We start from the raw sequence: 24,622 nt of genomic DNA on the forward strand, positions 1-24,622 counted from the left end.
TATCCCCAATGGATGGCTTTTTCCCGCCGCCATCGTTCGCGTCTATCATACCCCTACCAAGTGGGAGGGATAGACATCCAGCAGATGACAGAGGGCATATTTTTTCTCCACCAAACAGCGTTTTTTTACTGCGCGTGCTTGCGCCGCATCCGCACCACAAAGGCCTCGATCAGCTCGCTATTGGTGGGGAGTTTGCCGCTCTTTTTGACCAAGAGGGGGAAGCGCGCGTAAACCAGGTCGAGGCGCTCGTTCCTCACGTCCCACGCCTTTTCGATGGCGGAGCGGATGTTGCGCTCCACATTGTCGGGCTCGCAGTGCAGCTCTTTTGCCACCATGGGATAGAGCTCCTTGCCGAGGGAGAGGGGTTCCCTGTGCTGCAACTGGTAGTACACCGCCCACACCAGACAGCGGCAGTTCTTCCGCCTGCGGCAGAGGCCCATGTCCTCCATCTCGGCGCTCAACTCCTCGATCAGCCGCTCCCGGCGCAATTTGGCCGCCTCCTTTTCGGCGGCCGCCTCGCCCGAGCGGCCCAGGCGGCGGCCTTTGAGAAAGCTCCCCATCCGCTTGACGCCGCGCAGCACCTGGTCGGGGCCGTAGCGCTCGATATTCTTGTCGTAGATAAAGCCGACCCCGGCATCCCGCAGCATATCGAGGGTGTGGCGGTTTTCCGTCCGGGTGGTCACCAGGACGTAGGGAGAATAGGGCCGGCTCGGGTCGGTGAGGGCGGGCGTCAGGCTCAGGCCGTCGCCCTCCTGCAACTCCAAGTCGAGGATCACCACGTCGGGCCGGTAACTGTCCACCAGGGCCAAGGCCTCTGTCTCGCTGCCGGTGATGCCCACCAATTCGATTTGGCACTCGTTTTGCAAACACTCCGCAAAAGCCGCCTGCTCTGCGGGTTCGTCCTCTACAATGAGGAGGCTGATCTTGTCGTCCATTGTCCTGTTTCCCCCAATCACATATTCTCTTTTGACCCTGCCCGCGGTCGAGCCGTCGGGCGAGAAATGGCCTGCCGCACAGGCGGAAGGCAAAAAAAACTATGCTGTCAGTTTAGCAATTTCAGAAAATCTTGTCAAAAATAGTGGAAAATTTAGGAATCGCCCCTCCAAACGACTCGTTGACAAAACCACCTGAGGGGGGTAGCATTAACCCAAGACAAACCAATCGACGGGCCCCGCCCGCGCAAGGAGGACGACGAATTGAAAACTGTTCCCAAAATTGAACTGCACCTGCACATCGACGGCTCGGTCCCGCCGGCCACCGCCTGGCAACTGGCCAAGGACCAGGGTCTGCCCGAAGGGGAGCTGACCCTGGAGGAGGTCACCCGGCGGATGGTCATCCAGCCCGGGGAGAACGGCACCGATTTCAAGGAGTTCGACCTGCCCCTGGCGGTGATGCAGACCGCCCCCGCCCTGCGCCAGGTGACGGCCGACCTGATCGCCCGGCTGGCGGGCGAGGGGGTCTGCTACGCCGAACTGCGCTTCGCCCCCCAGCTCCACCGGGAAAAGGGGCTGACCCAGCGCGACGCCATCGAGGCGGTGTTACAGGGGGTGGCCGACGGAGAGGCCGCCTGCCCAGAAATCGCGGTGGGCATTTTGCTGTGCGCCATGGGAAAATTGGAGCCGGCCGAGGTAAACCGGGATGAAAACCTGGAGACGGTGCGGCTGGCGGCCGAGTTCATCGCCGCGGGCAGCAAGGTGGTGGGGGTCGATCTGGCGGGGTACGAGGAGCACCTGTCCGACTACGCCGACCTCTTCGACCTGGCGCGGGAGCTGGGGGTGCCGGCCACCTGCCACTCGGAATTCGAGGTGCCCCAGTGCCTGCCCTTCGGCACCGCCCGCATCGGCCACGGCTACCAGGTGGCCCAGCGGCCCGATTTGGCGGAAATCGTCAAGGCCCGCGGGGTGACGCTGGAGATGTGCCCGGTGAGCAGCATCATCTCCTACGACCTGCCCGAGGACGGGCGGCACCCGCTGAAGGTGCTCTACGACCAGGGGGTAAAGGTGACGGTGAACACCGACAACCTGACGGTGCTGGGCACCAGCTTGGAGCGGGAGTACGAGTACTGCCGCCGGATGGGCTTTTGCGACCGGGATCTGATTTTGATGAACATCAACAGCGCCGAGGCGGCCTTCCTGCCGCCGGAGGAAAAGGCGAAACTGGTGGCCCGGCTGCGGGCCTGTTTGGAGGAGTAGGGGCGGACACGGCGTCCCGCCCCAGGAGAGAGGAGCACAGGCAGATGAAATACGCGTACACAGGCGGTATCCTGCTGGACGGCAGCGAGGAGATGGAGCCCCGGGCGGGGCTGGTGGTCAAGACCGACGGCGAGAGGATCGCCGCCATCGAGCCGGAGGGGGGCGAGCTGGCCGGGTATGAAATAATCGACCTGGCGGGGCAGTACCTGATGCCGGGGCTCATCAACATGCACGTGCACCTGCCGGCCAACGGCAAGCCCAAAAAGAAGCAGCAGGACAACGTGAAGATGGTGAAGCTGATGACCAGCAACGGGCTGATGAAGGCGGTGCTGAGGAAGATGTGCGAGGGCTATGCCCGCACCCAGCTCATGAGCGGGGTGACCACCATCCGCACCATGGGCGGGGTGCTGGACTGCGACAGCGCCATCCGCGACCGCATCGACGCGGGGGAAATCGTGGGGCCCCGCATCCTGGCGGCCAACATGGCGGTCTCGGTGCCGGGGGGACACATGGCCGGGTCGCTGGCCTACGAGGCCCACAGCGCCGACGAGGCGCGGGACTATGTGGCAAAAATCGCCGCCGAAAAGCCGGACATCATCAAGCTGATGATCACCGGCGGGGTGCTGGACGCCAAGAAGAAGGGCGAGCCGGGGGAGCTGAAGATGCCGCCGGAATACGTAAAGGCCGCCTGCGACGAGGCGCACCGCCACGGCCTGAAGGTGGCCGCCCACGTAGAGAGCCCCGAGGGGGTGCGGGTGGCCCTGGAAAACGGGGTGGACACCATCGAGCACGGGGCCAAGCCGGACGAGGCGATCCTCGCCCTCTTCAAAGAGCGGGGGGCCTGCCAGATCGCGACCCTCTCCCCCGCGCTGCCCTACGCCCTCTTCGACCGGGCGGTGAGCGGGGTGTCGGAGATGGAGCAGTACAACGGCGCGGTGGTCTTTGAGGGGATCGTGGAGTGCGCCCGCGCCTGCCTGAAGGCCGGTATCCCGGTGGGGCTGGGCACCGACACCGGCTGCCCCTACATCACCCACTACGACATGTGGCGGGAAGTGAACTACTTTCACAAGTACTGCGGGGTGTCGAACGCCTTCGCCCTCTCCACCGCCACCAAGAAAAACGCCGAGCTGGCGGGGCTGGGGGACCGGCTGGGCACCCTGGAGCCGGGCAAGTGCGCCGACATGATCGTCACCGCGAAAAACCCGCTGGAGGATCTGACCGCCCTGCGGGAGGTGGCGATGGTGGTTGCCCGGGGCAAACCGATCCGCGCCCCCAAGGTGAAGAAGATGCCCCAGGTGGAGGCGGAGCTGGACAAATTCATTTAGCCTTTGCACCCTCTGTCGGGGGGTGAACGCCAAAAGAGAGGGGGAAGGCCCGCGGGCCCTCCCCCTCTCTTTTTTGCGCCCCGATCAGAGGCCGTACTTCTCGATGAGCTGGCGAAAGATGCGAAGGTGCACCTCCTCGTCCTTGACGATGCGCGCCAGCAGTTTGCAGACGCCCTCGTCGCCAATTTGGGCGATGTGGCGGCGGTAATTCCGGATGGCGGCGTACTCGCCGGCCAGGTCGGCGTGGAGGTACTCCCCCAGGCTGCCGCCGTACTGCACCGCCGCGGCGCACCAGGGACGGCCCTCGGCGGAGTAGGTCGGGTCGCCCCCCAAGGCGCGGATGGCCCCGGCCAACTTCTCCATGTGCATCATCTCGACGATGGAAATCTTCTCCAGCGCGCGGGAGATGTCGGGGCAGTCCTTGGCGGCGGCGTGGTGGTAGATATATTGCAGCGAGGCGGTCAGCTCTCCATCGGCCCCGGCGTAGTCCTCGGCCAGGAGGGACGCCCAGCGGCTGTTGGGGGCGCCAATTTCCAGGTCGGGCCAGGGGGATGGGTCGGCAAACCCCTCGGTGTAGTGGATGTCGTCTGTCACGGGTTGCATGAATGGTCCCCTCCTTTCCGGCCAGTCTATGACCGGGGCGGCGGATGTGCTATACTGAAAACAGCACCGGCCGCCCCAGGCGGCCCGGAAATGAGGAGGAGAGGCAGATGGCGAGGGGCATCATCGTATTCGGCTCCCCCGGTTCGGGGACCACCACCCTGGGCCGGGCGGTGGCCGCCCAACTGGGGTTTGCGCACTTTGACTTGGACGACTACCTCTGGCGGTGGGACACCGAGGTGCCCTTCACCCGCACCCGCCCGCGGGAGGAGCGGATCGCCCTGCTGATGGGCGACCTCTCCCAGCACCCCCACTTTGTGATTTCGGGCTCGATGGACAGCTACAACCAGCCCTTTGTGCCCCTGTTTGACCTGGCGGTGCTCAACACCGCCCCGGCCCCGGTGCGGGTGGAGCGGGCCCACCGGCGGGAACTGGCCCTCTTTGGGGCGCGCATCCTGCCCGGGGGCGACATGTTTGAAGAGCACCAGCGCTTCCTCGACAACGTGGCCCGCTACGACAGCGACGGTTCCCCCTGCCTGCGGGTGCACGAGGCGTGGGCGGCCACCCTGCCCTGCCCGGTCCTGCGCACCGACGGCACCACTCCGGTGGCGGAGAACGCCGCCCAGGTAGTGGGGGAATATCACCTGGCCCTGGGGCTTTAAACGGGGAACGCAGGGGGGGAGTTGAGGTGGGGGAAGGCGTTTTTTCTTTCTCTCTGCCCGCGAACGGGTAGATTGGGTAGGAGAGCCTCTTTTCGTGTGTTCTGTGACCGGCGCGCTGGGCAGATAGGGCGCTTTTTGTCCCTGCTTGCGACTGGCAGATTGGATGCGGGGAAATCCTCTCCCCTCCTGCGACTGGCATATCGGCTGGGGGAGGGAAAGACACTGCTCGCCCTGGGGCGGGTGATGGTCGCCCGGGAAGCGGAGAACCAGCATCGGCTGGCTGCTGGGCTTTTAAAGAGGGAAACACAATAGAGGTCGAAGTGGCCGGGCAGGCAAAGCTCCCCTTTCTTTCCCTTTGCAATTGACAATATCAAGAGGGAAAAATCTCTCCTCTCCCCCCTCCTGAGACCGGTACATTGGCTGGGGGAGGGAAAGATGCTGCTGGTGGGATGGGTGATAACGGTCTGGATGGCAGAGGGAACAAAAGACACTGCCGGCCCCGGGGCAGATGATGGCTGCCCAGATGGCAGAGAACCGCCGCTTGACCCGGGGCCTTTGAAGGAGGACAATGCAGATGGACATCAGAGTAGCCGGACAGGGAGAACTCCCCTTCCTCTCCTCCCGCGACCGGCACATCGAACGGGGGGAACTGGAGACGCTGCTCTCCCTGGGGCGGGTGATGGTCGCCCAGGAGGGCGGCGAGACCATCGGCTGGCTGCGGTGGAACCTCTTTTGGGACAACACCCCCTTTTTGAACCTGCTGTTTGTATTGGAGGGGCGCCGGGGCCGCGGGGTCGGAACGGCGCTGCTCGCCCGCTGGGAGGAACAGATGAAAGGGGCAGGGCACCCGCTGGTGCTGACCTCCACCCTCTCCAGCGAGGAAGCGCAGCACTTCTACCGCCGCCGCGGCTACACCGACGCCGGCGCCCTCTTGCTGCCCGGCGAGGCGCTGGAGATTTTCTTTGTCAAAGCGATATAGGGCCGCAACCAAAAAAGAGGCCGGATGCCACTGGTGCATCCGGCCTCTTTGCGATTTGGTTTAGAAGGGTTTCTTGCCCGGCTTGGGGAAGCGGCCAGGGCGGCGGGGGCGGTCCTTGTCGGCCCGGTAGGGGCGGGGTCCGCGGGGGCGGGGGGCTGCAAATTCGCCCTCCTTCGGGGTGTAGGGGAAGGCCTTGACGATCCGCCCGGCGATCTTGGTGCCGTCGATGGCGCGGATGGCCTCCTCCGCCTTGTCGGCGGGCAGTTCCACCACCGTCTTGCGGTCGTAGATCTCGATCTTGCCGATCTCGCGGCCGGTGATGTCGGTGCGCTCGGCGATGGCGCCGACGATGAAGTTGGGGGCGATGTGCTGCTCCCGGCCGATGCTCAGGCCGATGCGCACCCCCGCGCCCCGGGGCAGCCGCTCCCCCCGCACGGGGGTCTTGACCATCTGGGGGATGAGGTGTTTTTCCTTGCCGAAGAGCATCTCCAGGGCCATGGCCGCCACCTGGTCCATCGAGAAGCCCTCGTCGCAGAGCTCCTGGGCCATGTCGGCGTAGCGGTAGACCTCGGCGGCGCGCAGCTTCTGCAACATCTTCTCAAAGGCGCGGGCGCGGCGGGTCTCGGCGATCTCCTCCGGGGTGGGGATGGGGCGGGGCTCGATGGTGGAGCGGGTCTGGCGGGCGATGTCCCGCAGCTGCCAGACCTGTTTGCGGCCCGAGACCAGGGTGAAGGCCCTGCCCTCTTTCCCGGCGCGGCCGGTGCGGCCGATGCGGTGGACGTAGTACTCGCTGTTCTGGGGGATGTCGTAGTTGAGCACCATGTCCAGGTCGTCCACGTCGATGCCGCGGGCGGCCACGTCGGTGGCCACCAAAAGAGCGGTCTTGCGGCGCTTGAACCCGTCCATCACCTGGGTGCGCTGGCTCTGCTTCATGTCGCCGTGCAGGCCGGCGGCGGAGAAGCCGTGGTCGTTCAGGTAGGAGGTGAGCTCGTCGACCATGCTCTTGGTGTTGCAAAAGACGATGGCCGATTTGGGGGCGTAGGCCCGCAAAACCAGGTTGAGGGCGTCCATCTTGCGGCCCATGGGCACCTCGAACGAGGCCTGCTCGATGGCGTCGATGGTCACCTGCTGGCGGTTGATCTGCACCATCTCGGGCTCTCTTTGGTACTGCTTGGTGATGGCGAGGATGGCCGGGGGCATGGTGGCCGAGAAGAGGACGGTCTGGCGCTCCTCCGGCGCAAAGGAGAGGATGGTCTCGATGTCCTCCCGAAAGCCCATGTTGAGCATCTCGTCGGCCTCGTCGAGGATCACCAGCTTGAGGGTGTCCAGTTTGAGGGTCTTGCGGCGGATGTGGTCCATCACCCGGCCGGGGGTGCCGATGACGAAGTTGGCGCCCTGGCCCAGGCGGGCGATCTGCCGGTCGATGGGCGCGCCGCCGTAGACGGCCACCGTCTTGACCCCGCTGCGGTATTTGGAGAGCTTCTGCACCTCCTCGGCGGCCTGCATGGCCAGCTCGCGGGTGGGGCAGAGCAGCAGCACCTGCACCTGATGGCGGCTGTCGAGCTTTTCGATCATCTCGATGGCGGGGATGGCAAAGGCCGCGGTCTTGCCGGTGCCGGTCTGGGAGCGGCCGATGACGTCCTTCCCCTCGCGGATGAGGGGGATGGTGCCGCTCTGGATGTCGGTGGCGGTGGTGAAGCCCATCTCCTCCACGGCGCGGAGGAGTTCGGGGGTGAGGCCCAGTTGGTCAAAGGGGATCTCGTTCATGTGGTTCCTTTCTGCTGGCGGACGGGGCAATTCCCCGCCCGCCGGTCTGGGGCGGGGGCCGCAAAGGGGCCCGCCACCCGCTTGGTCTGCACCACATCCCCACCTGGCAGCGCGGCGGCAAAGCCGCCAAATGCCCACAAAAAGAGCGCCGACACGGCCCGTGTCGGCGCTCTGCGAAGGGGGGCGCTACGGCCCCCGCTCACATCCCTTTTTCGGTACGAACGTGGTTGATTGCTGATACAAGCATAGCACAGCTTTAGGCGATTTGTCAAAACTTTTCTTTAAAAATTTGACAGCTTGTACAAAGACCGTCGAACCCTGTCGGCTTAGGAGAAGATCTCCTGCTTGTTGTTCATATAGACGCTGAGCACCAGCCCAATGGCCATGTAGAGCATGATGACCGAGGTGCCGCCGGCCGAGAGAAACGGCAGGGTGAGGCCGATGACCGGCATGATCCCCAGGCACATGCCGATGTTGGCGAGGATCTGAAAGAGGAGGATGGCGAAGATCCCCACGCAGAGGAAGTAGCCCAGCCGGTCGGAACTGCGGCCGGCGGTGGCCAGCACCTTCCCGGTGACCGCCAGCAGCACCGCGATCACCAGCAGGCAGCCGACAAAGCCCAGGGTCTGCCCGATGTAGGAGAAGATGAAGTCGTTGCGGGCATAGGGCACCTCCCGCGGGACGACGCTTGAAAAGAGCCCGGTGCCAAAGGTCTGCCCGGTGCCGATGGCGATGAGCCCCTGGGACTGCTGGTAGCCGATGTTCTTGGCGTCGGCCGAGAGGTCGGCCAGGATGAGAAATCGCTGTTTCTGGTTCTCGCTCATGACGAAGTTCCAGAGGATGGGGATGCCCACCCCCGCGGCCACAAAGCCGGCGGCCACATACCGCCAGGAGATGCCGGCGGAAAAGAGCATGGCCAAAAAAATCACCACAAAGGAGAGGGCGGTGCCGTCGTCCCCCTGCAAGACCACCAGCCCCACCGGGATCATCCCGTGCAGGCAGAGCAGGAGGACATTTTTGTACTGGTTGATGTTCTCCCCCACCGACTCCAGGTGCATCCCAAAGGTGAAGATGAAGGAGAGCTTGAGCAGCTCGGTGGGCTGCAGGGTCATACCAAAGGGCAGGGGCAGCCAGGCCTTGTCGTCGGCGCCGGGGTTTTGGATGCCGAAGACGAAGGTGGCCAGCACCAGCCCCACACAGAGGACGACGTGCCACTTCCAAAAGGTGGCGCCGATGTGGTAGTCCATCTTGGAGATGATGATGGCCATGACGATGCCGATGCCGGTGGCCAGGGATTGGGTGATGACCACCTTGCTGGTGATGAAGCCGTAAAACATCTGCGAACAGAGGGTGATCACAGACATGGCGCTGCAGGCGATGCAGAGCAACCAGAGTATCTTGTCGGTGTCCTTGAGGTACTGGTGGACCGAGCGAATCACTTTTTTCAAAGCAGGGCTCCTTTATTGTTCCTTATATATAATAGAAGACGGCGCGCAAAAGGGCGGCGAGACCGCCGGGCACACCCCGGCGGGAGCGACAAAAAGAGGGCGGCCCAAGCCGTGGCCGCTATTTGGTATATTGTATACTACTGCGCCGTTTTATTCAAGGCGGAATTGTGGTATACTTTATGAAGATTTGCCGCCCTGCCGGTGGGGGCCGGGCGGGTGAAAAGGGGGAAATGCACTGTGAAAAGCGACATCGAGATCGCCCTGGAATGCGAGATGAAGCCCATTGTCCGGCTGGCCGGGGAACTGGGCATCAAGGAGGAGGAACTGGAGCCCTACGGCCACTACAAGGCCAAGCTGGGCCAACCCCTGATCGACCGGCTGCGCGGCCGGCCCGACGGCAAGCTGGTGCTGGTGACCGCCATCAACCCCACCCCTGCGGGGGAGGGAAAGACCACCACCACCGTAGGGCTGGGCGAGGCCATGCAGAAGCTGCGCAAAAACTGCGTCATCGCCCTGCGGGAACCCTCTCTGGGCCCGGTGTTCGGGGTGAAGGGCGGGGCCGCCGGGGGCGGCTACGCCCAGGTGGTGCCGATGGAGGACATCAACCTCCACTTCACCGGCGACATGCACGCCATCACCGCGGCCAACAACCTGATCTGCGCGGCGGTGGACAACCACATTCAGCAGGGCAACCCCCTGGGGATCGACCCCCGGCGCATCACCTTCAAGCGGGCCATGGACATGAACGACCGCGCCCTGCGAAACATCGTGGTGGGGCTGGGCGGTCCCCTGTCGGGGGTGCCCCGGCAGGACGGGTTCCTCATCTCGGTGGCCAGCGAGATCATGGCCATCCTCTGCCTGGCCGACGACCTGAAAGACCTAAAGGAGCGCATCGGCCGCATCCTGGTGGGCTACACCTACGAAAAAGAGCCGGTATACGTGCGGGACCTGGAAATCAGCGGCGCGGTGACCTGCCTGCTCAAAGACGCCATCAACCCCAACCTGGTGCAGACGCTGGAGGGCAGCCCCGCCATCCTCCACGGGGGGCCCTTTGCCAACATCGCCCACGGCTGCAACTCGGTGCGGGCCACCCGCCTGGCCCTCAAACTGGGGGACTACTGCATCACCGAGGCGGGCTTTGGCTCCGACCTGGGGGCCGAGAAGTTCTTGGACATCAAGTGCCGGGCCGCGGGCCTGGCCCCCAGCGCCATCGTGGTGGTGGCCACGGTGCGGGCCCTCAAGTACAACGGCGGGGTGAAAAAGGGCGATCTGGCCCTGGAAAACCCGGGCGCGGTGCGGGCGGGGCTGCCCAACTTGCAGGCCCACTTAGAGAACATGCGCAAGTACGGGGTGCCGGTGGTGGCGGCCATCAACCACTTTGCCGGCGACTTTGACAGCGAGGTGGCCGAGGTGGCCCGCTGCCTGGAGGGGATGGGGGTGCCCTACGCCCTGTCGGACGTCTTCTCCCAGGGCGGCGCGGGCGGGGTGGAGCTGGCCAAGCTGGTCTGCCGGGCCTGCGAGGAGCCGGGGCGGTTTGCCCCCCTCTACGACGCGGCCCTCCCCATCGAGGAGAAGATCGGCGCCATCGCCCGGGAGATCTACGGCGCCGCCGGGGTGGAGTACACCTCCGCCGCCCGGCAGCAGATGCGCCAGATCGAGCGGCTGGGGCGGGACGACCTGCCCGTCTGCATCGCCAAGACCCAGTACTCCCTCTCGGACGACCCCAAAAAGCTGGGGCGGCCCCGGGACTTCACCCTGCAGGTCAAAGAGGTGCGCCTCTCCTCGGGGGCGGGATTCCTGGTGGCCCTGGCCGGGGACATCATGACCATGCCCGGGCTGCCGCCGCGGCCCGCCGCCTGCCAGATCGACATCGACGAGGACGGCCGGATCACCGGCCTGTTTTAAGGAGGGAAACGCGCAGATGACATCCTACCTTTCCCACAGCGTGGCCGAGACCGAGGCCTTTGCCGCCCGGCTGGCCGCCCACCTCCGCCCGGGGGACGTGGTGGCCTACCGGGGCGGGATGGGGGCGGGCAAGACCGCCTTCACCCGGGGGCTGGCCGCCGGGCTGGGGGTGCGCGGGGAGATCAGCTCCCCCACCTTCGCCATCGTCAACGAGTACCGGGGGCCGGTCAACCTCTACCACTTTGACATGTACCGGGTGCTGGACATCGACGACGTGGAGACCACCGGCTTTTTCGACTACCTGGAGCGGGGGGACAGCATCCTGGCGGTGGAGTGGAGCGAGAACGTGGAGGCCGTCCTCCCCCCGGAGACCATCACCGTGACCATCGAGCCGGAGGGGGAAGACTGCCGGCGGATCACGGTGGAAAACCTGCAGATCGACAAGAGGAGGGAGAGCTGATGCGGATCTTGGGACTGGACTGTTCGGCCAGATCCGCCTCCTGCGCGGTGGTGGAGGAGGGGGTCATCCTGGCCGAGAGCTTTGTCAACATCAAACTGACCCACAGCGAGACCCTGCTGCCCATGATCGACGGGATGCTCCAGGCGGCCAAAATCGACCTGGGGTCGGTCGATCTGCTGGCGGTGACCCACGGGCCGGGCAGCTTTACCGGGCTGCGCATCGGCGCGGCGGCCATCAAGGGCCTCTGCGCCGGGGCCGGGCTGCCCTGCGTGGGGGTCTCCACCCTGGAGGCGACCGCCTACAACCTGGCCCACGGGCGGGGCTATGTGGTCCCCTGTATGGACGCCCGGCGAAACCAGGTCTACACCGCCACCTTTTTTGCCGACGGCAGCGGCGCGCTGAAGCGGGTGAGCGAGGACGAGGCGGTGGCCGCCGAGGAGGCGCTGCGGTTTTGCAGCGACGAAAAAATGCCCATTTTCCTACTTGGAGACGGCGGCCGGATGTGCTATACTATTTACAATGGAAACGTGCGGGTGCGCCTGGCGCCCCCCCACCTGCTTTCCACCAGGGGAAGCGCCGTGGCCGCCTGTGCCGCCGCGCCGGAAAACCGGCGGCGGGCGGGGGACGGGGCGGCGCTGGCCCTGCACTACATACGCCTCTCCCAGGCCCAGCGCGAGCGGCAGGAGCGGCAGAGACTAAACGGAGGAATGTGAATATGTTAGCCATCGGTTGCGATCACGGCGGATACGCCCTGAAAGAAGAAGTCAAAAAGCATTTGGACGAGCGCGGCGTCGAGTACATCGACTGCGGCTGCAACGGGGAGAGCGTGGACTACCCGGTGATCGCCAGCGAGACCTGCGCCCACATCACCTCCGGCGAATGCGAGATGGGCCTGCTGTTCTGCGGCACCGGCATCGGCATCTCCATTGCCGCCAACAAGACCCCCGGCATCCGGGCGGCCTGCTGCTCCGACTATTACAGCGCCAAGTACACCCGCATGCACAACGACGCCAACGTGCTGTGCATGGGGGGACGGGTCATTTCCTCCGGCCTGGCCTGCGAGCTGGTCGACGTGTTTCTCGACACCGCCTATGAGGGCGGCCGCCACCAGCGCCGGGTCGATATGCTCACCGAGCTGGACAAGAAAAAACAATAGACCCTGAGAGGGTGGGAAGGCGGAGGCTGCTGACAGGCCCCCCTTTCCCACCCTCCCTTTGCACCGACGCACATCCGGCGGCCGGGCAGCCCCCTGCAAAGCCGCCTTTGGGACAAATACAAGGAGGATTTTCAAATGGCAAAAGAACCGTTCATCATGGACCACCCCCTGATCCAGCACAAGATTTCCCTGCTGCGGGACAAGAACACCAGCACCAAGGAGTTTCGCGAGCTCATCAGCGAGATCGCCATGCTCATGTGTTACGAGGCCACCCGCGACCTGCCCCTAAAGGCCGTGGAGATCGAGACCCCCATCGCCACCGCCAAGGCCCACATCATCGCCGGGCGGAAAATCGCCTTTGTCCCCATCCTCCGGGCCGGCCTGGGGATGGTGGACGGCATCCTCAACATGGTCCCCTCGGCCAAGATCGGCCACGTGGGTCTCTACCGTGACCCCGAGACCCTCAAGCCGGTGGAGTACTACTGCAAGATGCCCACCGACATCAGCGAGCGGGACGTGATCGTCCTCGACCCGATGCTGGCCACCGGCGGCTCGGCCATCGACGCCATCAACCTGGTGAAGAAATACGGCCCCCGCTCGGTCAAGTTCATGTGCGTCATCGCCGCGCCGGAGGGGCTTGCCGCCCTGCAGGAGGCCCACCCCGACGTGGAGATCTATGTGGGCGCCCTGGACGAGCGCCTCAACGAGAACAGCTACATTGTCCCCGGCCTCGGCGACGCCGGCGACCGGATCTTCGGCACCAAGTAAGTTTTTCCAACCAGATGGGCGGCCCTTCCGTTTTGGCGGAGGGGCCGCCTTTTTCATTCCGAAAACCCGCTCAAAATGCAGCGGCAGACGCCCCTCTCCTCCGCTGCCCGGCAGGCCCTTTGGCCGCTTGGCGCGCCTCTTTCGCCGCCCGACGGGTCCCCTTCTGTTGTTCAGCGGGCCCCGTCCTGCCGCCCAGCCCCTCCCCCTTGTCGAAAAGGTTTGACAGGAAGTTGTCACAGGGCATATAATAAAGTCACAGATATTTACAAGGCAAAATGTGCGTGACCGCACAGAAAGAGGCAGTGTTTTCTGCCGCGAGGTAACTGTTGTGAACAAGCGATTGGGTTGCTGGGCCCTCTCCCTGCTGCTGGCTGTGGCCATGTTGGCCGCCGTCCCCTTTGCCCAGGGGGCCACCGTTCTGCGCATCGGGGCGGGGGGCGATTTTCCCACGGTGGGCGAGGCCTTCGCCTCCCTCGGCGAAAATACCGGGGATTTGACCCTGCTGCTGAGCGAAGACCTGGGGGAGACGGGGGACCTGGTGGTCCCCGCCGACCGGGGGATCACCTCCCTCACCCTGGACAGCGGCGACGGGCAAAACCACACCCTGGGGGCATACCGCTTCTTTGCCAACGGCGTTCCCCTGACGGTCGATCGCGCCAAGGTCCGCTACCTCTACGGCGGCGGGCTCGACCGCACCGTCCCCTCCACCAAGGTCACGGTGCGCGGCGGCAGCATCGGCTGGCTGCTGGGCGGGGGAACGGCAGACCAGCCCGGGGGCGAGGCCCGGGTCACCGGCCAGGCCGCCGTCACCTTTGACCATGCCGACACCGTCTTTCACAGCGACGATTACCTCTGGGGCGGCGGCTATGCCAATGTGCAGGGGGTGGACGTGTCGGTGGGCTCGGTCAAGATCGAGATTCTCGACACCGACCTGCCGGAGCGGGAGATCATGGGCGGCGGGATGGCGTCGGACAGAAACTGCAACGCCGACGCCGGTCAGGTCTCCATCACCATTCGGAACTCCACCCTCCACGGGGACGTCTACGGCGGCGGCCACTGCGACACGGCCACCGCCTCGGCCCGCTCCCAAAACACCTCGGTCACCATTGTCGACAGCGACTTCCCCCTCTACAACGGGGACTACGGCGGCAACATCCTCGGCGGCGGCTTTCTCTTCAACGGGGGCGGTTCGGTGGACATCTCGGGCACCGCCAAACTGGACATCCGAAACAGCACCATCACCGCCGCCATCGGCGGGCCCCTGGGCCTCTCCAGCAAGAGCGTCTCGGCGGGCAACACCTCGGTCACCCTGCAGCACTGCACCGTCCGCCAACTGGTGAGCGGCGGCTGTTACAGCGGCGACGGGATAGCGGCAGTGCAGTGCGAAAATGCCGACGTGCGCATCGTCGACGGCATCACCTTCCCCGACGGGGGCGCCATCTACGCCCAGGGCTATGTGGAGGAGAAGGGCACCGCCGTGGCCACCGGGCGCGCCTCCCTTTCCATCGAGGGGGCCGCCGTTTCTGTCGACGCCATCTCCGGCGTCACCGACTTGACCCTGTCCGCCCCCCTCACCGTCGGTCAGAGCTGGGAGCCCGCCCCCTCCGGGGCGGCGGCGGTCACCCTCAAAGGCAGCTGGACCGACGGGGACGCGGCCATCACCTATCAGGGCGACGCGCCGCAGCAGGGCTGGTTTGCCTTTACTGAAGAGGGCCCGGCCGACTACCGGCCGGGCGGGGAGGCTGTCTGGGCCGTTCACGCCCCCGACCTGCACCTCACCGCCCAGGTCGTGGGGGAGGGGACCCTCTCCCCCGCCGGGGCGCAGACGGTGGGCTGGAACCAGTCCATCACCTACACCGCCCAGCCCGCCGACGGGTGGGCGCTGCAATCGGTCACCGCCGGCGGCGAGCCGGTGCCTTTCGAGGGGGACCGCTTCTCCCTCTCCCAGCTGCGCGCCGACACCCAGCTGGTGGTCACCTTTGCCAAGCAGCCCCTGGATTTAAAGGACACCGGCACCGAAGTGCAGCTTTACTGCCCGCCCGCAGCCATCCCCGAAGGGGTCTCCCCCTCGGCGGTGACCCTGCAGGCCGAACGGCTGCAAGAGGGGGCGGACGACTGGCAGCTGGTGCAGAGCGCCCTCGACGAGGTGGCCGAACAGTACACCGCCTTTGACATCTCCCTCCTCTGCGACGGCAGCAAGATCCAGCCGTCGGGCAAGGTGTCGGTGCGCATCCCCATCCCCGACGGGTACGACGCCGACCGCCTGGTGGTCTACCGGGTCGAACCCACCGGCGCGCGGGTCCCCTACCCCGTTGAGGTCAAAGATGGGTTTGCCTGTTTTGAGACCGACCACTTCAGCTACTATGTGCTGGCCCAAAAAGCGGAGGAGGCCCCTCCCGCCAAAGGCGCTCTCCTATTTGAACAGCCCACCAACGGGCGGCTCACCGCCGCCGCTGACGGCCAGCCGGTGGAGAGCGGTGCCTCCCTCCCCGAGGGGACGGTGGTGCTTTTCACCGCCCTGCCCGCCACCGGCTACCAGTTGGAGAGCTGGCAGCTTGACGGACAGACCCTGGCGGGGGAAGACGGCCTGCAACTGCGGGTGACGGTGGGAAAGGAAGGGGCCCGGGTGGCGGTGACCTTTCAGGCGCGCGAACAGCAGCCGACGCCTGCCCCCACTCCTCCCACCCCCTCTGCCGGCGGCGGGAGCCCCTATACTGGGGACAGCGCGCCCCTGCCCCTCCTCACCGCCCTTCTGCTGGCGGGCGGCGCGGCGGCCGTCCTGCGGCGACGCCGCCAATAAATCCCTGACCTGATTGCCCGACTGCTCGGCCACTGTGTAAGGCGAGTCCTTCTCCCCCACACAGCCCCTCCATCCCCCCTTTTCTCGGCAAGGGGGATGGAGGGGCTGTTGCCTTGCGACGGCGCCAATCCTTTCCCGCCCGGTTTTCTCGCTGCTCAGCCACTGGATGAAGCGGCTCTCCTCCCGCGTGCCTCCTGTTTTTCTCGCCCTCTCCCCGGCGGGGGGATAAGCCGTGCGGCAGTCACCTTGCGGCGTCTCCGCCAATAACCTCTGCCCCTCGCGCGGCCACCGCATGGGGCAGACCCTTCTCCCCTCACGGCTCCCGCCTTTTCCTCTTCCCCTTCCCCGGTGGGGTAGAGGGAGAGGATTGCCCTGTGACAATGCCAATCCTCCCCCTCTCTCGGCTGTTCAGACGCTCTGCCACTGCGCAAGGCAGGCTTCCTGCCGCCGCGCAATCCCTACCCTTACCCGCCCTTTTCTCCGCGGGGACAGGTGGCGCGACGGTCGCCTTATAACGGCGCTGCCAACAGTCTCCACGTTCGGTCATCCAGCTACCCGGCCACAGTGTGAAGCGGGCCCTTCTCTACCGGGCGCCCTCTGTCCCGCCCTTTCTCCGTCAGGGGTGGGCGATGAGCCATTTGGCTTGCAGTGGCGCTATCGGCGGGTCACCAGTTCAGCCATTTAACTGTTCAGGTGCAGTGTAGGCGAGTCCATCCCCCCATACGGTCCCTGTCCTTCCCCAGGCGGGGGCCGGGCGGCACGGCGACCGCCTTGTAACGGCGCTGCCAGCGGTCCTCTCGCCCAGCCATTCAAAGGTAGTAGAAAGAGTTTACTACAAAATTTACTACTTTTTGCTCTCTTGTTATTCTTAAATACGCCAGCTTATGCAACTATCTTCCGAAAAAGAAAATGCCGATAAAGCCCGTAAATACAGGACATATCGACATTTGCTAACTTATGAAAAGATAATTTGATTTTTACATAGAAATACTATACCAAAAAGCTAAGATGTATCCTAACTATAATAAAAGCAGCGGTTATTCAGATAAAGGCTGCCCCTTTAATGAATAGCCGCTGTTTTCATGAGTCTTCTAGACTCATATCATTAACTCGCTATATTGATTTATTTCTTACTTTTGGTAACTAACCACTCTTTTATTTTTATCACCAATATGTAAATTATACTGTGACTGGCGGCTTGACCTTTGTGGACACTCTTTCATATACGTCAATATTTACCGCTGCATCTACCTCAAAAGAAACCATTAATGCATAGGGAACTGTACCGCTAAACTTATCATCTGCAACATTTGCACAATTTACTTTAAGCTGTATTGCATCATCCGCACCCCAAAAAATGATCTCATCATTTTGAAAAATCTCATGCTGTAAACTTCCTCTTCTTGTAGCCTGCCAATCGGCATTTATACGATTATCAATCAAGTGCTTTTTAGCACCTTCTATAGAAAACCACAATTGTGCTGACCGATAGGCTTGCCGTGAAGGTGTTATGGGAGAAAAACAGGCAAGAGTAGCCGTTAAGCGGCGAAGTATTTTACTGCGGCTGAATTCATCGAAAGGCAAAGGGAGATTAAAAAGGTGAGCTTCTCCATCTTTGAGTTCTCCATATCCTAGCAGTGTAATTCGGTTTTTAGCGCATTCAATTGCCTTGTCGATATCTGGCTTTCCATAACCAAAAAACCTATAAACATAGTCTGTAAATCTTTTAGGATTGCCAAGGACTGAATTAAATGTATTGTATAGGTCACCCCACTCGGATCCATGAACCAACATAGCTTTAATAAGTAATGCTACCGCGCCATAAGGTAAAGACTCCCCAGCATCATTAAATACATCAGAAAGAGTGTCAAAACAGCGTGACGCTTCGTGTGAAATTAATGCGGCAGCATTGCTTGTCCCAAATGAGTGCATTATTTTTTGAGAGCCACTGGATAATTCATATGGGGCTGCCGAAAGAGAACCCGGTGCTCTTGTGAGTGATGAACGCCAATGCAATTCTGTGCCACCTACACTATTCTGAAACAGGGTGTTTCTTCCGCCGTCAAAAATAATATCAGGTTTGATAGAATTGTTTACGCCTCTGCCAAGTGCGCTAATTGGACTCACCATATCATCCAAACAAGGTAATACCTGCCGGGCATCTGCGGTAAAAGATGATTCGTCCGAAAAAGAAGCGCCTATGGTAAGGGCATTTACGCTTTCCGCGGGTGAAAGAAGCCTTTGAAAACGCAGATTATTGTTCATATGCTGAATAATAATGTTCGTTCGCTCCTCAATAGTGAGGGCAGAAAAGTCACAAAAGGGCATTCCAACATCTATGGCCCCAGCATGGTTTCCTGCGCTCACAACAAAAAGAACGCGGTATGTATAGCTTAACCAGTCTAGCAAACGAGCTAAAGGGCTCATCATTTGATCAAATATTCTCCCCGGAAAACCGATAGAAAGATTTATTACTCTGACAGTAGGGGCAACACGTCCCGCGTCTGCTTCATAAAGCCGTCGCACCGCCTCATATATTTTATCAACAATTAAAATATCATCTGGTATCTCTTCTTGAGGGCCAGCAAAGGAGTTCCGTGCCCGCATAATTGGTCTTACGTATATTTTGTGAGTAATTTGATGGCGAATATTATTAAGGTCTCCATGAGCAATAAATGAAGCCATAGATGTTCCATGCATTCTGGCAGATACCGTATACTGTGCCGCATAGTTATCAGGATCATCTATATTTAATATACCATCTAAGTATGGATGATTCTCCTGAGGCAACCCATCGAACAATGCAATAATCGGTTCATCTTCAATGACGCTAGGTATATTTACCTGCGCAGTACTTTCAGAAATATTATCTGCAGAAATTACTACACTCTGTCCTACGGCTTGGAAAAACATTATCTGATCTGCAGAAGCCAGTGAAACATCTTTTTGGTCGATAATGGATTGAACCGTCTGTCTTGGCAGGGATGCCAAAATGGCGTGATAGTTTATTCCCTCAATGACAGTTTGGCTCAACACTCTTCCTCCAGCAGCTTGCACCAATGCTTTAACATCATTCTCTCGCCGTTGCCTAATTTCCCTAGACTTTCTATAAAATAGCTCAATTTCACATTTTACTTCGCTTAGATCAGGATCTAAATTTAGATCTTCCCTCCATGCATCTAAAATACCTGTTTCTTCAATCCGCTCTTTATAACCCCAGAAATGGATGTCAATAAGGTTGTTAAAAACATCTTTTAGTCCTGCTTTACCAGATGGGAATTTCATCTCAGGGTTTTTTGAATAATTCTTCCACAGAGATACCATTTCTTCAAGAGCACGATTGTTCGCAAGGACACAGTAGACCTTCCCTTTAAATTGAGATTTCGTTTCATCTCGTGATAAAACTTTTGTATGTTTATCTGTTTTACAGACATAAAAATCATCTGAGGCAAGCATATATTTAGAAGTATCAAATATCCACTCCGCATCACTGCCAAGATTTTTAACAGCGGTATAAAAAGATGATAACTCGCCAGACACCTCAAAGACAAGAGTTTTTTCAGGCTCAATTCCAGTGGGGGATTGTTGAAGCAATATTTTATTGTCATCAATGACCTTTTGAAGCATCTCCAGCTTTGGCTGTAAACGAGATGCTTGTTTTGCATGGGACGGCATACCGATTTTGGGTGCCCCTCCGCCTTTATTACTCCTATCAGCAGTTTGCGGTCTACCAAATAATAAAATAGGGCGTTCTTGTCTTTCTGGCATTATTCAGCACCTTCTTCCTGATTTGTTTTTGCATCAATATTGCTTTGTGCGCCTGCTAAATAAAGGCTAAGTTCGTTTTGGGTAATCTCTTTAACATTACTGTTTGGAATCCTTAAAACATATTTTCTGTAAACCGATAATGCAAATTCCTCAGCCTCGGCAAAACTTTTACCCAAAAGCTTCTTCGCTAGTGTTGAGGGTGCCAATCCGAAGTCAAAGCCAACCCTGCGCTCAAATTGTTTAAACCATATCTCTAAATCACGACGGGAAGGTTTGGGGAGCGAAAGACGTAATTGAAAACGTCGCCATGCTGCTCTATCTAAAAGAGTATCATGATTCGTAGCTGCTATGACAATAGTATAACTCGGCAACGCATCAATTTGCAGGAGCAAGGAACTTACTACTCTTTTAATCTCTCCAGTTTCATGAGTGTCTCCGCGCTCCTTTCCGAGTGTCTCAAATTCATCAAAAAACAAGACGCATTGCCTTGTTTTCGCATAATCAAATAACTTGCCAAGGCGAGTTGCCGTTTCACCAAGATATGCACCAACGATACTTTCATACTTTACAGTGAATAACGGTAGCATCAACGCTTCTGCAATAGCTTCTGCTAAGGATGTTTTTCCATTACCTGGCGGGCCAATAAGTAAAATTTTATTACGAGGCTCTAAGCCATGCGAACGCAACAAATCAGCCCGGGATTGTTCCTCTATAAGATCATGGCAGCTCTCTACCACTGATTTCGGCAGTAATAACTGTTCGAGCTTTTTGGCAGGAATCTTTTCAACAAACAAGTTTTGTTCGCCATTACTATTCCGTATAGTAGGTTGTAACGGATCTTTCATCAAAGGACGGTTTTGTATTCGAAGTAACTCCTCAATCCTATTCGCCAATACTCCGTGTTGTTTTGCACGTTCTTCTGCACAAATGGCCTCTGCCACTTTACGAAAATTCGGATTATCATTGACCAGGCCATATTTTATTAAGTCATAGAGCAAATCTGCTCTTGCCATATCTATCACCTTCTTTCTACTTGATTATTATTCGTTCCCATCCTGTTTTAACAACTGCGAAATATTAATAAAATTACTCTCGCAAAAATCAAAAAAACTCTTTTGAGCAAGGTTGCTTGGTACAACATGACCATTCTCCCAACGGTTAATCGTTGTATAACTTACATTTAAGGCTTGCGCTAGTTGCTTCTGAGTTAAGCTAAGTTCGAGCCTTACTTTCTTGACAATAGAAGAAAAATCCATTTTGAATCTCCTATAATTTTACTTTTATATTACATCTGTTATGTTTAATTATAGCATATGCTATATGAGAAAGAAATGGGATTTTGTATTAAATTTTTAAGCCACAGCAAATTTATTCCGATATTCGAATATAATTCATTAGGCTCCAGACTTGGACGGTTCAATGTCTCTACAATGTAGAACAAGCGTCTGTTTTTTGTAGAGTAGATATAATTACCAAGCTAATCGCACATTTTATCCAATTAACATTTTTGTACAGGTCCAGAGCTTAGGAAGCTTAGGAGAAATGCAGAAAACCCCGTTCAATTTTGGAATACCAAGGTATACATGGTACCATGTGTACCATTCGATAAATCCAGTAATGACGGGGCTTTCCGGCTATTGCAGGTTACTATGGGTCATCGCAGATAAGTACGCTGGCTAAACTCCCCGGCGGCAGGCCACAAAAAGCCCCTCTCCCCCACAGCGGGTCGGAGAGGGGCTTTTTCTTTGCCCTGTCATTTTTGGAGGATGTAGAAGATGTACTGCTCCACCTCCGCCAACTGGCGGCGGGAACAGCTCCGGATGAGGGAGGCCACCTCCTCCGCCCGCCCGGGATAGGAAAAAGCCAGAGAATCGCCCAACAGCAGGTCCGGCGGCACCTGCAGGCAGTTGCTGATCTTGACAAAGGTCTGAAGTGTGGGGATGGAGTGGGCGCACTCGATGTTGCTGATGTGTTTCTGGGTCAACTCCACCAGGTTGGCCAGCTCCTCCTGGGTCAGTCCCCGCCGCTTTCTGAAATAGCGGATGCGCCTGCCGAGGCCGGCGTAATCTACCTTCTCCACCTTATCACTCCTTCTTTAACAGGGTATCGAAATGGCGGCGAGTTGTTAACCCAATTGGAAAAGAGATACTCTTTACAATTACTAAAACTTGTGATTTAATAGTGGTATATACTTTTTAGAGTGGATAAAATCGCATTTTTTTACAGGGCAATTGTTCCTGTTTTGGAAAAAACACCTTGAAGGAGGCGTTGGTAAATGGCGTCGATGGGGCTTTTGGACACCGCTGCAGAGTTTTGCGGCACCTACCTGTCTGAACTGCGGCGAGGTGCCACCAGGCAGCAGGTCATTCCCTACCTGCTGCAAATTCCGGACGACCGCTATCCCCTCGACGAGTGGAACGACGCCCTCGCCTACCTGTTGGGGGCGGCGGAGCCATGCTCCAGCGTGGCGGCCGTCAAAGACCTGTTGGCGGCTTCCCTTCGCCAGCCGCCCTGCCACTGATTTTCCAAAAGCGCCCCTGCCCGCCGCCGGTCGCCCGCAGGGGCGCCTTTTTTGTCCGGCAAAAACGGCGCGCGCCTACCGAGAGCGGGCCCCTGTCCCTTCGGCACGTTGCGCTCTCGCGGCGCCCGATAGGGGCAGTTTGGCCGCACCTTTGGCCCACTATTTTCTTTTTTAGGGAGGTAGAAAACCATGCTCATCACCCCGCAGACGATTTTCCTGAAAGACGGCCGGGAGTGCCTGTTGCGCTCCCCCCAGGCGGAGGACACCGAGGCCGTACTGGCCCACCTTCGCCAGACGTCGGCGGAGACCGGGTTCATGGCCCGCTACCCCGACGAGATCACCCAGACCACCGCGGAGGAGGCCGCCCTCCTGCGGCGGCAGGCAGAGGATCCCCTCGCCCTGATGGCGGCCGCCTTTGTGGGGGGCGAACTGGCCGCCAACGCCGGTCTCGCTCCCGTCGCCCGGCTGGACAAGTACCGCCACCGGGCGGAGTTCGGCATCTCGGTCAAGGAGGCGTTTTGGGGGCAGGGCATCGGCTCTGCCCTACTGCCGGTCGTCATTGCGGCCGCCCGCGCCGCCGGCTACCTGCAGATCGAGCTGGAGGTGGTGGCCGAAAACCGGCGGGCCGCCGCCCTGTACGAGCGCTTTGGCTTTCAGAGTTACGGCCTGCGGGAGCGGTCCTTCCGCTTTCGCGACGGCAGCTTCTGCGCCGAAAAGCTGATGATTTTACAGCTTTGAGCGACAGGGCAAATGAGAAATGAAAAATGAAAAAAGAGAGGTGGCCGACGCCGCCTCTCTTTTTTTGCCGCCGCTTTAGGGCAGGGCGATCTCGGCGGCGCCTGAAAGGCCCGCCTCGACGAACCGCTGCCGGGCCCGCTCGAAAATCAAGCGATAACAGTCTGTCAGCTTCTGGACAAACACCGCCTCCTCGTCCGCCTGCAGGGCGTTTGCCGCCTCGACACAGATGTGAAAGACGGCCCGTATGTTCCGCTGGGCCCGCCGCCCCTGCAGGTAGAACAGGAAAGCCCCCCGCTGGAGCAGCCGGTTGGTCTGTTCTACGATCTGCCGCAGGGAGGCCAGGGGGATGGCCTCGATGACGGCGGCGATCAGGGGGGTGAGGGGGCTCTCCCCTCCCCCTTTGGCCGCCTGGACCACCCGCTGGGCCACCCCCCTTTCCATGTGGGGAAAGGCCAGATGGGCCACCCGGGGCAACACCAGCACCATGAACTGCATCCCCTGCAGGTAGAGGAGGGCGTCCCGCCGGTTGCCCGCCTGACAGATACTCTCCTCGCTCAACTGCATCCGCCCCAGGGTGACCTGGGTGCCCCGGCCGTTGTACACCTCCACCAGTCCCAACTGGCGCAGCATCTCCAGCGCCTGGCGGAGGGTGGAGAGGGAGACGCCGTAGCGCTGTGCCAAAGCGGCCGCCGGGGGCAGAAAACTGCCGTCGGGATAGACCCCGGCGCGGATGCCGTCCAGCAGGTCTCGCCCAATTTCGGTGTAGGTGCAGACCCGCCCCTTCTCCGCATCCCAGCGAAAGGCGCTGGCAGGGTCCTCCTCCACCTGGGGGTGGTCGGCCGCCAGGGTCTGCAGATACCGCTCCACCTGCAAGCCGACGTTTCGGTACATCTGGCCAAAACACTGCTCCACCCGCTCCGGCGGCCCCTCTGCCAGGGCGGCAAGGGCGGTGGAAAACCCCGCCGGATTTTGGCGAATGGCCTCTAAATAGGGATTTTGATACCCCTCAAAGACCGGCACCTGGGTGTACAACTCCATGCTGGAATAGAGCTCGCCCAAAAGGGGACTGCCGCACCGGGAGAGCAGCCGGTGCAGCGCCGCGGAGGAGGCCCGCCAGTTCTCTTTGGGGGCGGCGGTGCCCACCTTCTGGTAGCCCCGCTGCAACTGCCGCAGCATCCGCTCGCCGCTGCAGCGCGCCCCAAAGGAAAAGATGGGCGGGGTCAGGATAGCCAGCGTCTGGTACATCTCCATCACCGAGGAGCGCCGCGCCAACAGGGCGCGGATGGCCCGCTGGTTTTCCCGACTGACGTCCTCCCTGTAGATCACCACCGCGCAGCGCCGCTCCTCGGTCTTGATGTACCCCTCTTCGCGCAGGGCGGCGAGCACGTCCCGCACCGTGCGGATGCCCACGCGGTAGCGCTCGCAGAGCTTTTTGGCCGACGGCAGCGACTCCCCGCAGCGGATGCGGCCGGTCTCGATTTCCCCCACAAGCGCCCCGTGCAGGTAGGCAAACAGCGTCGTTTTTTCGTTCAC

At 60.3% G+C, this 24,622-nt stretch carries 22 protein-coding genes; 13 read left to right on the top strand and 9 right to left on the bottom strand.

The window, feature by feature from the left end:
• Nucleotides 1–125: 125 nt before the first annotated feature.
• A complete protein-coding gene (locus BN3266_RS12025; RefSeq protein ID WP_059005306.1) occupies nucleotides 126–935 on the bottom strand; it encodes a sporulation initiation factor Spo0A C-terminal domain-containing protein in 810 nt (269 codons plus the stop codon).
• Between BN3266_RS12025 and BN3266_RS14000 the strand changes: the two genes are divergently transcribed.
• The 3 genes from BN3266_RS14000 (at nucleotide 925) to BN3266_RS12035 (ending at nucleotide 3,517) form a co-directional block, all read left to right on the top strand.
• Nucleotides 925–1,131: a hypothetical protein gene (locus BN3266_RS14000; RefSeq protein WP_154669083.1), complete on the top strand. Its 207-nt coding sequence runs from the start codon at nucleotides 925–927 to the stop codon at nucleotides 1,129–1,131. The two genes, BN3266_RS12025 and BN3266_RS14000, sit on opposite strands and share 11 nt — an antisense overlap.
• Before the next feature lie 65 nt (nucleotides 1,132–1,196).
• A complete protein-coding gene (locus tag BN3266_RS12030; RefSeq protein WP_059005309.1) occupies nucleotides 1,197–2,192 on the top strand; it encodes an adenosine deaminase family protein in 996 nt (331 codons plus the stop codon).
• Between the two features lie 44 nt (nucleotides 2,193–2,236).
• Entirely contained in the window at nucleotides 2,237–3,517 is a 1,281-nt protein-coding gene (locus BN3266_RS12035) for a metal-dependent hydrolase family protein (protein WP_059005310.1), read from the top strand.
• 84 nt (nucleotides 3,518–3,601) lie between these two features.
• Here BN3266_RS12035 and BN3266_RS12040 read toward each other — a convergent pair whose 3' ends face one another.
• Nucleotides 3,602–4,120: a ferritin-like domain-containing protein gene (locus BN3266_RS12040; protein WP_059005313.1), complete on the bottom strand. Its 519-nt coding sequence runs from the start codon at nucleotides 4,118–4,120 to the stop codon at nucleotides 3,602–3,604.
• Nucleotides 4,121–4,227: 107 nt separating this feature from the next.
• On the opposite strand from BN3266_RS12040, the gene BN3266_RS12045 reads away from it, so the two are divergent.
• Nucleotides 4,228–4,779 carry a P-loop NTPase family protein gene (locus tag BN3266_RS12045; RefSeq protein ID WP_059005315.1) on the top strand — a complete coding sequence of 184 codons (552 nt, stop codon included), beginning with the start codon at nucleotides 4,228–4,230 and terminating at the stop codon, nucleotides 4,777–4,779.
• 574 nt (nucleotides 4,780–5,353) lie between these two features.
• Nucleotides 5,354–5,758, top strand: a complete 405-nt coding sequence (locus BN3266_RS12055) for a GNAT family N-acetyltransferase (RefSeq protein WP_059005319.1) — start codon at nucleotides 5,354–5,356, stop codon at nucleotides 5,756–5,758.
• A 60-nt stretch (nucleotides 5,759–5,818) separates the two neighbouring features.
• Here BN3266_RS12055 and BN3266_RS12060 read toward each other — a convergent pair whose 3' ends face one another.
• Complete coding sequence (locus tag BN3266_RS12060) at nucleotides 5,819–7,525, bottom strand: DEAD/DEAH box helicase (RefSeq protein ID WP_082671832.1); 1,707 nt, start codon at nucleotides 7,523–7,525, stop codon at nucleotides 5,819–5,821.
• A gap of 326 nt (nucleotides 7,526–7,851) precedes the next feature.
• Complete coding sequence (locus BN3266_RS12065) at nucleotides 7,852–8,964, bottom strand: FtsW/RodA/SpoVE family cell cycle protein (protein ID WP_242861795.1); 1,113 nt, start codon at nucleotides 8,962–8,964, stop codon at nucleotides 7,852–7,854.
• Between the two features lie 246 nt (nucleotides 8,965–9,210).
• Here BN3266_RS12065 and BN3266_RS12070 point away from each other — a divergent pair, with 246 nt between their 5' ends.
• From BN3266_RS12070 to BN3266_RS12095, 6 genes are all read left to right on the top strand, one after another.
• Nucleotides 9,211–10,878, top strand: a complete 1,668-nt coding sequence (locus tag BN3266_RS12070) for a formate--tetrahydrofolate ligase (protein ID WP_059005322.1) — start codon at nucleotides 9,211–9,213, stop codon at nucleotides 10,876–10,878.
• 16 nt (nucleotides 10,879–10,894) lie between these two features.
• Nucleotides 10,895–11,338 (top strand): tRNA (adenosine(37)-N6)-threonylcarbamoyltransferase complex ATPase subunit type 1 TsaE, encoded by a 444-nt coding sequence (tsaE, locus tag BN3266_RS12075; protein WP_059005324.1) that lies wholly within the window; start codon nucleotides 10,895–10,897, stop codon nucleotides 11,336–11,338.
• Entirely contained in the window at nucleotides 11,338–12,051 is a 714-nt protein-coding gene (gene tsaB / locus BN3266_RS12080) for a tRNA (adenosine(37)-N6)-threonylcarbamoyltransferase complex dimerization subunit type 1 TsaB (protein ID WP_059005325.1), read from the top strand. The genes tsaE and tsaB overlap by 1 nt, the downstream gene beginning before the upstream one ends.
• 2 nt (nucleotides 12,052–12,053) lie before the next feature.
• A complete protein-coding gene (gene rpiB / locus BN3266_RS12085; RefSeq protein WP_059005327.1) occupies nucleotides 12,054–12,494 on the top strand; it encodes a ribose 5-phosphate isomerase B in 441 nt (146 codons plus the stop codon).
• A 135-nt stretch (nucleotides 12,495–12,629) separates the two neighbouring features.
• Nucleotides 12,630–13,262 (top strand): uracil phosphoribosyltransferase, encoded by a 633-nt coding sequence (upp, locus tag BN3266_RS12090; protein ID WP_021659362.1) that lies wholly within the window; start codon nucleotides 12,630–12,632, stop codon nucleotides 13,260–13,262.
• A gap of 328 nt (nucleotides 13,263–13,590) precedes the next feature.
• Nucleotides 13,591–16,062 (top strand): InlB B-repeat-containing protein, encoded by a 2,472-nt coding sequence (locus tag BN3266_RS12095; RefSeq protein WP_059005329.1) that lies wholly within the window; start codon nucleotides 13,591–13,593, stop codon nucleotides 16,060–16,062.
• Nucleotides 16,063–17,241: 1,179 nt separating this feature from the next.
• Here the strand turns inward: BN3266_RS12095 and BN3266_RS12100 are convergent.
• From BN3266_RS12100 to BN3266_RS12115, 4 genes are all read right to left on the bottom strand, one after another.
• A complete protein-coding gene (locus tag BN3266_RS12100) occupies nucleotides 17,242–19,830 on the bottom strand; it encodes a S8 family peptidase (RefSeq protein ID WP_059005330.1) in 2,589 nt (862 codons plus the stop codon).
• Nucleotides 19,830–20,843, bottom strand: coding sequence for an AAA family ATPase (locus BN3266_RS12105; RefSeq protein ID WP_059005333.1), 1,014 nt, complete (start codon nucleotides 20,841–20,843; stop codon nucleotides 19,830–19,832). Before BN3266_RS12105 ends, BN3266_RS12100 begins: the two co-directional genes overlap by 1 nt.
• Before the next feature lie 27 nt (nucleotides 20,844–20,870).
• The gene (locus BN3266_RS12110; RefSeq protein WP_059005335.1) at nucleotides 20,871–21,086 is read right to left on the bottom strand and encodes a helix-turn-helix transcriptional regulator; all 216 of its coding nucleotides are present in this window, start codon (nucleotides 21,084–21,086) and stop codon (nucleotides 20,871–20,873) included.
• 497 nt (nucleotides 21,087–21,583) lie between these two features.
• A complete protein-coding gene (locus tag BN3266_RS12115; protein ID WP_021659367.1) occupies nucleotides 21,584–21,910 on the bottom strand; it encodes a helix-turn-helix domain-containing protein in 327 nt (108 codons plus the stop codon).
• Nucleotides 21,911–22,105: 195 nt separating this feature from the next.
• On the opposite strand from BN3266_RS12115, the gene BN3266_RS12120 reads away from it, so the two are divergent.
• Nucleotides 22,106–22,351, top strand: coding sequence for a hypothetical protein (locus BN3266_RS12120; protein ID WP_059005337.1), 246 nt, complete (start codon nucleotides 22,106–22,108; stop codon nucleotides 22,349–22,351).
• Between the two features lie 189 nt (nucleotides 22,352–22,540).
• Nucleotides 22,541–23,089 carry a GNAT family N-acetyltransferase gene (locus BN3266_RS12125; RefSeq protein WP_059005339.1) on the top strand — a complete coding sequence of 183 codons (549 nt, stop codon included), beginning with the start codon at nucleotides 22,541–22,543 and terminating at the stop codon, nucleotides 23,087–23,089.
• 75 nt (nucleotides 23,090–23,164) lie between these two features.
• Here BN3266_RS12125 and BN3266_RS12130 read toward each other — a convergent pair whose 3' ends face one another.
• Nucleotides 23,165–24,622 carry a GntR family transcriptional regulator gene (locus tag BN3266_RS12130; RefSeq protein ID WP_059005341.1) on the bottom strand — a complete coding sequence of 486 codons (1,458 nt, stop codon included), beginning with the start codon at nucleotides 24,620–24,622 and terminating at the stop codon, nucleotides 23,165–23,167.

The sequence above is a fragment of the Bittarella massiliensis (ex Durand et al. 2017) genome (assembly GCF_001486165.1).
GTDB classification, from domain to species: domain Bacteria; phylum Bacillota; class Clostridia; order Oscillospirales; family Ruminococcaceae; genus Bittarella; species Bittarella massiliensis.

Bases quoted from the DNA above. Each gene is read 5' to 3' on its own strand.
- tsaE (WP_059005324.1), top strand. From the start codon at position 10,895: ATGACATCCTACCTTTCCCACAGCGTGGCCGAGACCGAGGCCTTTGCC.
- BN3266_RS12055 (WP_059005319.1), top strand. From the start codon at position 5,354: ATGGACATCAGAGTAGCCGGACAGGGAGAACTCCCCTTCCTCTCCTCC.
- rpiB (WP_059005327.1), top strand. From the start codon at position 12,054: ATGTTAGCCATCGGTTGCGATCACGGCGGATACGCCCTGAAAGAAGAA.
- BN3266_RS12110 (WP_059005335.1), bottom strand. From the start codon at position 21,086: ATGGATTTTTCTTCTATTGTCAAGAAAGTAAGGCTCGAACTTAGCTTA.
- BN3266_RS12125 (WP_059005339.1), top strand. From the start codon at position 22,541: ATGCTCATCACCCCGCAGACGATTTTCCTGAAAGACGGCCGGGAGTGC.
- BN3266_RS12060 (WP_082671832.1), bottom strand. From the start codon at position 7,525: ATGAACGAGATCCCCTTTGACCAACTGGGCCTCACCCCCGAACTCCTC.
- BN3266_RS12105 (WP_059005333.1), bottom strand. From the start codon at position 20,843: ATGGCAAGAGCAGATTTGCTCTATGACTTAATAAAATATGGCCTGGTC.
- BN3266_RS12040 (WP_059005313.1), bottom strand. From the start codon at position 4,120: ATGCAACCCGTGACAGACGACATCCACTACACCGAGGGGTTTGCCGAC.
- BN3266_RS12120 (WP_059005337.1), top strand. From the start codon at position 22,106: ATGGCGTCGATGGGGCTTTTGGACACCGCTGCAGAGTTTTGCGGCACC.
- BN3266_RS12100 (WP_059005330.1), bottom strand. From the start codon at position 19,830: ATGCCAGAAAGACAAGAACGCCCTATTTTATTATTTGGTAGACCGCAA.
- BN3266_RS12045 (WP_059005315.1), top strand. From the start codon at position 4,228: ATGGCGAGGGGCATCATCGTATTCGGCTCCCCCGGTTCGGGGACCACC.
- BN3266_RS12025 (WP_059005306.1), bottom strand. From the start codon at position 935: ATGGACGACAAGATCAGCCTCCTCATTGTAGAGGACGAACCCGCAGAG.
- upp (WP_021659362.1), top strand. From the start codon at position 12,630: ATGGCAAAAGAACCGTTCATCATGGACCACCCCCTGATCCAGCACAAG.
- BN3266_RS12035 (WP_059005310.1), top strand. From the start codon at position 2,237: ATGAAATACGCGTACACAGGCGGTATCCTGCTGGACGGCAGCGAGGAG.
- tsaB (WP_059005325.1), top strand. From the start codon at position 11,338: ATGCGGATCTTGGGACTGGACTGTTCGGCCAGATCCGCCTCCTGCGCG.